We start from the raw sequence: 6889 nt of genomic DNA on the forward strand, positions 1-6889 counted from the left end.
CGGGCGGCACCGGTCCACGTGGGCTCCCGGCCGGGCCGGGGTCCTGCGACCCCGACCCGGGCGGCCTAGCTCCTGGCCGGCTCGGTGTCCTGCGGCGCCGGCGTCGCCTTCTTGGCCGCCGCCTTCGTCGCCGTGGACTTCGCCGTTGACTTCGCGGTGGACTTCTTCGCTGCGGCCTTCTTGGCGGGAGCCTTGGCAGCGGTCGTCTTCGCGGCAGCCTTCTTCGCCGTCGCCTTCTTCGCGGGGGCCTTCTTCGCCGCCTTCTTGGCCGGCGCCTTCTTGGCGGTCTTCTTCGCCGGGCCCTTCGCCCGCTTCTCGGCGAGCAGTTCGTAACCGCGCTCGGGCGTGATGCCCTCCACGTCGTCGTCCCGGCGCAGGGTCGCGTTGGTCTCCCCGTCGGTGACGTAGGGGCCGAAGCGACCGTCCTTGACCACTACCGGGCGCTCGGTGACCGGGTCGTTGCCCAGTTCCTTCAGCGGCGGCTTGGCCGCCGCCCGGCCGCGCTGCTTGGGCTGCGCGTAGATGGCCAGGGCTTCGTGGAGCGTGATGGTGAAGAGCTGCTCCTCGTTCTCCAGCGAACGGGAGTCGGTGCCCTTCTTCAGGTACGGGCCGTAGCGGCCGTTCTGCGCGGTGATGTCATCACCCGACTCCGGGTCCTTGCCGACGACGCGGGGCAGCGACAGCAGCCGCAGGGCGTCCTCGAGCGTCACCGTCTCCAGCGACATCGACTTGAACAGCGAAGCGGTGCGCGGCTTGACGGCGTTCTTGCCCGTCTTCGGTGTGCCCTCAGGCAGCACCTCGGTCACGTAGGGGCCGTAGCGGCCGTCCCGGGCGATGATCGGACGGCCCGTCTCCGGGTCGGTGCCCAGCTCGAAGTCGCCGCTCGGCTTCGCGAGCAGTTCCTCCGCGAGTTCGACCGTCAGCTCGTCCGGCGGCAGGTCGTCGGGCACGTCGGCGCGCTGGCCGGTCTCGCCCTCCGGGCCGGGACGCTCGACGTAGGGGCCGTAGCGCCCGACCCGCAGCATGAGGCCGTTGCCGATCGGGAACGAGGAGACGCCCTTGGCGTCGATCGCGCCCAGGTCGGAGACGAGCTCCTTGAGACCGCCGAGGTGGTCGCCGTCCCCGTTGCCCGCCGCGGCGGCACCGGCCGCCTCACCCTCACCGAAGTAGAAGTGCCGCAGCCACGGCACGGATTCGGCGTCGCCCTGGGCGATGCGGTCGAGGTCGTCCTCCATCTGGGCGGTGAAGTCGTAGTCGACGAGGCGCCCGAAGTGCTTCTCCAGCAGGCCGACCACGGCGAACGACAGGAACGAGGGCACCAGCGCGGTGCCCTTCTTGAAGACGTAGCGGCGGTCCAGGATCGTGCCGATGATCGACGCGTACGTGGACGGGCGGCCGATCTCCCGCTCCTCCAGCTCCTTGACCAGCGTGGCCTCGGTGTAGCGGGCGGGCGGCTTGGTCGCGTGGCCGTCCACGGTCAGCTCGTCGGCGCGCAGCGGGTCGCCCTCGGTGACCTGCGGCAGCCTGCGCTCACGGTCGTCGAGTTCGGCGTTGGGGTCGTCAGCGCCCTCGACGTACGCCTTGAGAAAGCCGTGGAAGGAGATGATCTTGCCGGAGGCGGAGAACTCGGCGTCCCGGCCGTCGGCCGCGCGCCCGGCGACCTTCACCGTGACGGACTGCCCGGTGGCGTCCTTCATCTGCGAGGCGACCGTCCGCTTCCAGATCAGCTCGTACAGCCGGAACTGGTCGCCGGTGAGGCCGGTTTCGGCGGGCGTGCGGAAGCGGTCGCCGGACGGGCGGACCGCCTCGTGCGCCTCCTGCGCGTTCTTGACCTTGCCCGCGTAGGAACGCGGCTTGTCCGGCAGGTACTCGGCGCCGTACAGCTGGGTGACCTGCGCGCGGGCCGCGGAGACAGCGGTGTCGGACAGCGTCGTGGAGTCCGTACGCATGTAGGTGATGAAGCCGTTCTCGTACAGCTTCTGGGCCACCTGCATGGTGGCCTTCGCACCGAAGCCCAGCTTGCGCGAGGCCTCCTGCTGGAGCGTCGTGGTGCGGAACGGCGCGTAGGGCGAGCGGCGGTACGGCTTGGACTCCACCGAGCGCACCGCGAAGTCGGTGTCCGCCAGCCCCGCGGCCAGCGCCCGGGCGTTCTCCTCGTCCAGGTGCAGCAGCTGCTCACCGCTGCGCGGCGTCTTCAGCCGGCCGTCGGGGCCGAAGTCACGGCCCTGCGCGACGCGCCGCCCGTCCACCGCGGCAAGCCGTGCGGTGAGCGAGTCCGGGTCGGAGGCGTCGCCGGCCCGGCCGGTGCGGAAGGTGCCGTTCAGGTCCCAGTACTCGGCGGAACGGAACGCGATGCGCTCCCGCTCCCGCTCGACGACGAGCCGGGTCGCCACCGACTGCACGCGGCCGGCCGACAGCCGGGGCATGACCTTCTTCCACAGCACCGGGGAGACCTCGTAGCCGTAGAGACGGTCGAGGATGCGGCGCGTCTCCTGGGCGTCGACCAGCTTCTGGTCCAGCTCGCGGGTGTTGTTGACGGCGGCCCGGATGGCGTCCTTGGTGATCTCGTTGAAGACCATGCGCCGGACCGGCACCTTGGGCTTGAGCACCTCCTGGAGGTGCCAGGCGATCGCCTCGCCCTCGCGGTCCTCATCCGTGGCGAGAAAGAGCTCGTCGGATTCGGCCAGCAGCTGCTTGAGCTTTTTGACCTGGTCCCGTTTGTCGCTGTTCACGACGTAGAGCGGCTCAAAATCGTGGTCGACGTTGACGCCCAGCCGGGCCCAGGGCTCGCCCTTGTACTTGGCGGGGACCTCGGCGGCGCCGTTCGGCAGGTCGCGGATGTGCCCGACGCTCGCCTCGACGACATAGCCAGGGCCGAGGTAGCCCTTGATCGTCTTCGCTTTGGCGGGGGACTCGACGATCACGAGTCGGCGTCCGCCGTTTGCGGATTCGCTGGTCGGGGACAACTTCTCGCTCTTCTCTCCGGTCGACTGTCGGCACTCGATGCACTGCGCTGACGCTGCGGAGTGTGACGGTACCTCCCGGCACTCTGTCAAACGGAAAAACTCCGCAACGCCACTCGAACGGTAACCCGACAACCGCCATTCCTGCCGCCCGGTGGCGGCTGGCAGTATGTCGGAGCAATTAATGTCCCATCTCACATCTCGGGGGAACACCATGTCCGACCCGCACCAGAATCCGTACGGCGGCCAAGCCGGCCAGCCCGGCCAGAACCCGTACGAGCAGCCCGGGCAGCAGCCCTACGGCCAGCCACACCCCGGCTACGGTCAGCCCGGTCAGCCCGCGTACGGCTACCCGCAGCAGCCCCCGCCGCCCGCTCCCGGGATGTACGGCACGAACCCGCAGGCGCCCTACGGCTACGACCCGTACGGACGGCCCTACTCCGACAAGTCCAAGATCGTCGCGGGTGTGCTCCAGCTGTTCCTCGGCGGACTGGGCGTCGGCCGGTTCTACACCGGCCACATCGGAATCGCCGTCGCCCAGCTGCTGACCTGCGGCGGACTGGGCATCTGGTCGCTGATCGACGGCATCATCTTCCTGGTCAGCGACGACCGCACGGACTCCGAGGGCCGGCTGCTGCGCAGCTGAGGCCCAGGACAGGAACCCGGAGAACCGAGGAACCGAGATGCACGACGCCGCGCGCCGGGGCGACACCGTCCGACGGGTCCACCCGGCCCTCGCACCGCTGTCCGCCTTGGCCGTCGGCGTCGCGGGCGCCGTCCACCTCTGGGGCACGGACCCGCACCAGCCGGGACAGCTGCTGCCGCGCTGCCCGGTGAACTGGGCGACGGGCCTGCTCTGCCCGGCCTGCGGCGGGACGCGCATGGCGTACGACCTGCTGCACGGCGACCTGGCCGGCGCCTTCGCCGACAACGCCGTCCTGCTGACGGTGGGCGTGCCGGCGGCGGCCTACCTCGGCGGGCGCTGGCTGTTCGAGGGCCTGCGGGGACGCCGCTACCGGCCGGCGCTCGGCACCCGCGGCATCACGGCCGTCCTGGGCCTTGCCCTGGTCTGGGTCGTGGTGCGCAATCTGTCCGGCTGACAAGGTCTCTTTTCGGCCACAGATCATCCTTCCGTGGCAACCCTCTGGCCTGGATCGGGGTCATCTCAGCGCCGCGCAGCAGCACGGCGCATTCCCGGTACTCAGTGACCCGCACAGAGGAGCACATTCCGTGTCCTACCCCGCCACCGCCCCCAACGGTCAGCCGTACTCCGACAAGTCGAAGATCGTGGCCGGCCTGCTCCAGCTGTTCCTCGGCGGACTGGGCATCGGCCGGTTCTACACCGGCCACACCGGCATGGCCATAGCCCAGCTGCTGACCTGCGGCGGACTGGGCATCTGGGCCCTGATCGACGCGGTCATGTTCCTGGTGAGCAACGACCGCACCGACGCCCAGGGCCGGATCCTGCGCGGTTGATCCGGCGCGAGCGGCGGTGGCCCAGGCCCGAAGGCAACCGGTGCCACCGCCGTTCACCCACTGTGCCTCATCAACAGCCACATGCCACACGTGAGAAAGACCACGCCGAACGCCGAGGCGACCACCACCGCACCGGCCGGGTGCGCCGCGACCGCGACCGGTTGGCCCCGCCGGGCCCGCACTCCGGTCCACAGCAGCAGTCCGGCGCCGAACAACGCGCAGACGACACCGACAAAAACAGCGGGTGCACTCTCCATGGCGGCGAGCGTGCCAAGACGGCACGGCGGCCACGGCTCACCGGAGCGGCGGCCGGGCGAACGCCCGGTGAACGCCCGGCCCCGGCGTCAGCGGGGGCTGGCCGTCAGTGGGGGTTGGCCGGGAGCAGGAAGCCCTGCTCCTCCAGCACCCGGATCGCCTGCGGCGTCTGGTCGCGCAGCTGCACCGCGTCGTCGCCGACCAGCTGTGCGATGGCGTCCAGGATGCGCCCCGCGGTCAGTGTGCCGTCGCAGACGCCGGCGAAACCGGCGCCGACGGTGTCCACCCGGGTGGCCCGCAGCATGCCCCGCTGCTGGCGCAGCACGACGTGCTCGGGGTCCTCGGCGCCCGGCGGCCCGACCTGCTCCTGCACGACGTGGTCCGCCAGCCGGAAGCGGGTGTCCAGCAGCGCCGCGTCGTCGCAGCGGCGCAGGAAGTCCTGCCGTTCGAAGTGCTCGCGCACGGTGTCGCCGAGCGGCTGCTCGACCGGGTGCGTCCACTCCTCGATCGTGCAGTCCGGGACGTCCGAACCGGACTTGCGCAACGAGATCCAGCCGAAGCCGACCGCTTCGGTCCGGCGCTTCTCGAAGGCGTCCAGCCATGCGTCGTAGCGGGCCGTGTAGGCGCCCGGATCACCGCGGTGGTCGCCGGCGTCCCGCAGCCACAGTTCGGCGTACTGGGTGATGTCCTGGACCTCGCGCTGCACGATCCACGCGTCGCAGCCGCTCGGCACCCAGGAGCGCAGCCGCTCGTGCCAGTCCTCGCCCTCGGTGTGCTGCCAGTTCGCCAGCAGCTGGCAGTAGCCGCCCTCGTTGAGGTGGTCGGCGGCGTTCTGGACCAGTGCGCGGCACAGGTCGTCGCCGCCCATGCCGCCCTCCCGGTAGGTGAGCCGCTGCTCGCCCTGCGCCTCGGGTGAGATCACGAAGGGCGGGTTGGAGACGATCAGGTCGTACGCGTCGTCCTGGGCCACCGGCTCGTACAACGAACCCTGGCGCAGATCCGCCGGCCGCGCGCCGGACAGCGCCAGCGTGAGCCCGGCGAAGTGGAGCGCACGCGGGTTGACGTCCGTGGCGGTCACCTGGGTGGCGTGCTGGGCCGCGTGCAGGGCCTGGATGCCCGATCCGGTGCCGACGTCGAGCGCTCGGCCGATCGGGGTACGGACCGTCAGCCCGGCGAGGGTGGTGGACGCCCCGCCGACACCCAGCACGACGTCGGGGCGCCGGTCGGCGATCCCCGCGGCGCCACCCACCGCGCAACCGAGATCGGAGACCACCCACCAGTCCTCACCGGCAGGGCCGCTGTAGGGGCGGATGTCGACGGTGGCGCGTACGTCGCCGTTGGCGGTGGCGCGCAGCCAGCCGTCCACCAGAGCGTCGTCCACCGGCAGGGCGGCGTGGGCGCGGGCACGCGAGACGGGACGCTGGAGCAGGAACAGCCGTACCAGCGTCTCCAACGGGCCGTCGCCGCGGGTGGCGCGCACGGCGGGCACGGTCTCGCTGCGTGCCAGGGCGGCGTAGGCGGGGGCGCCGAGGAGCTCCAGCAGACCGTCGGCGGCCCGCTCGGCGAGCGTCCCGCGCTGGTGTGGACGCGGGGCGGGACTGGTGGAAAGCTCGAAGTACCACGGGGTGCCGACCAGCTGAGGCGGGACATCATGGGCGACAGGGCGAGCACGGTTCCGGGAGCCGCCGGCCGGGTGACGGCGGCCGAACATCCCTCGGCGCTGCGGAACGTGGTGCTCGTCGGCAACAGCGGCGCGGGCAAGACGACGCTGGTGGAGGCGCTGGCGCTGACGTCCGGCGCGGTCGGCCGCGCCGGACGGGTCGAGGACGGCGGCTGTGTGTCCGACTTCGACGAGATCGAGCATCGGCTGGGGCGGTCGGTCCAGCTGTCGCTGGTGCCCGTCGAGTGGGGAGGCATCCGGGTCAACGTGCTCGACACCCCCGGGTACGCCGACTTCGTCGGTGAGTTGAGGGCCGGTCTGCGAGCGGCGGACGCGGCCCTCTTCGTCGTCTCGGCCGCGGACGGGGTGGACGCGGGCACCCGGGCGGTCTGGGAGGAGTGCGCCGCCGTGCGCATGCCGCGGGCGATCGTGCTGACCCACCTGGACTCGGTGCGCGCCGACTTCGACGCGGCGGTCGCGGACTGCCGCCGGGAGCTGGGCGACGACGCCAGGGACGCGGTGCTGCCGCTGCACC

Annotated in this window: 7 protein-coding genes; 4 read left to right on the forward strand and 3 right to left on the reverse strand. The window is 71.5% G+C overall.

What is annotated here, in order from left to right; genetic code table 11:
• Positions 1–65: 65 nt before the first annotated feature.
• Positions 66–2966 (reverse strand): type I DNA topoisomerase, encoded by a 2901-nt coding sequence (gene topA, locus ACYVE9_RS11640; protein ID WP_461027714.1) that lies wholly within the window; start codon positions 2964–2966, stop codon positions 66–68.
• A 211-nt stretch (positions 2967–3177) separates the two neighbouring features.
• On the opposite strand from topA, the gene ACYVE9_RS11645 reads away from it, so the two are divergent.
• The 3 genes from ACYVE9_RS11645 (at position 3178) to ACYVE9_RS11655 (ending at position 4439) form a co-directional block, all read left to right on the forward strand.
• Complete coding sequence (locus ACYVE9_RS11645; RefSeq protein WP_461027715.1) at positions 3178–3609, forward strand: TM2 domain-containing protein; 432 nt, start codon at positions 3178–3180, stop codon at positions 3607–3609.
• A gap of 37 nt (positions 3610–3646) precedes the next feature.
• A complete protein-coding gene (locus tag ACYVE9_RS11650) occupies positions 3647–4063 on the forward strand; it encodes a DUF2752 domain-containing protein (protein WP_461027716.1) in 417 nt (138 codons plus the stop codon).
• A gap of 130 nt (positions 4064–4193) precedes the next feature.
• Positions 4194–4439, forward strand: a complete 246-nt coding sequence (locus ACYVE9_RS11655) for a TM2 domain-containing protein (protein ID WP_461027717.1) — start codon at positions 4194–4196, stop codon at positions 4437–4439.
• 53 nt (positions 4440–4492) lie between these two features.
• Here ACYVE9_RS11655 and ACYVE9_RS11660 read toward each other — a convergent pair whose 3' ends face one another.
• Positions 4493–4696, reverse strand: coding sequence for a hypothetical protein (locus tag ACYVE9_RS11660; RefSeq protein WP_461027718.1), 204 nt, complete (start codon positions 4694–4696; stop codon positions 4493–4495).
• Between the two features lie 104 nt (positions 4697–4800).
• Positions 4801–6405 carry a DUF7059 domain-containing protein gene (locus ACYVE9_RS11665; protein WP_461027719.1) on the reverse strand — a complete coding sequence of 535 codons (1605 nt, stop codon included), beginning with the start codon at positions 6403–6405 and terminating at the stop codon, positions 4801–4803.
• On the opposite strand from ACYVE9_RS11665, the gene ACYVE9_RS11670 reads away from it, so the two are divergent.
• Positions 6346–6889 (forward strand): GTP-binding protein (locus ACYVE9_RS11670; protein ID WP_461027720.1); only part of this gene is annotated, 544 nt, incomplete at its 3' end. The genes ACYVE9_RS11665 and ACYVE9_RS11670 overlap by 60 nt on opposite strands.

This window comes from Streptomyces sparsus (genome assembly GCF_054776295.1).

Coding starts and splice junctions, on each gene's coding strand:
- ACYVE9_RS11665 (WP_461027719.1), bottom strand. CDS start 6,405: ATGTTCGGCCGCCGTCACCCGGCCGGCGGCTCCCGGAACCGTGCTCGC.
- ACYVE9_RS11660 (WP_461027718.1), bottom strand. CDS start 4,696: ATGGAGAGTGCACCCGCTGTTTTTGTCGGTGTCGTCTGCGCGTTGTTC.
- ACYVE9_RS11650 (WP_461027716.1), top strand. CDS start 3,647: ATGCACGACGCCGCGCGCCGGGGCGACACCGTCCGACGGGTCCACCCG.
- ACYVE9_RS11645 (WP_461027715.1), top strand. CDS start 3,178: ATGTCCGACCCGCACCAGAATCCGTACGGCGGCCAAGCCGGCCAGCCC.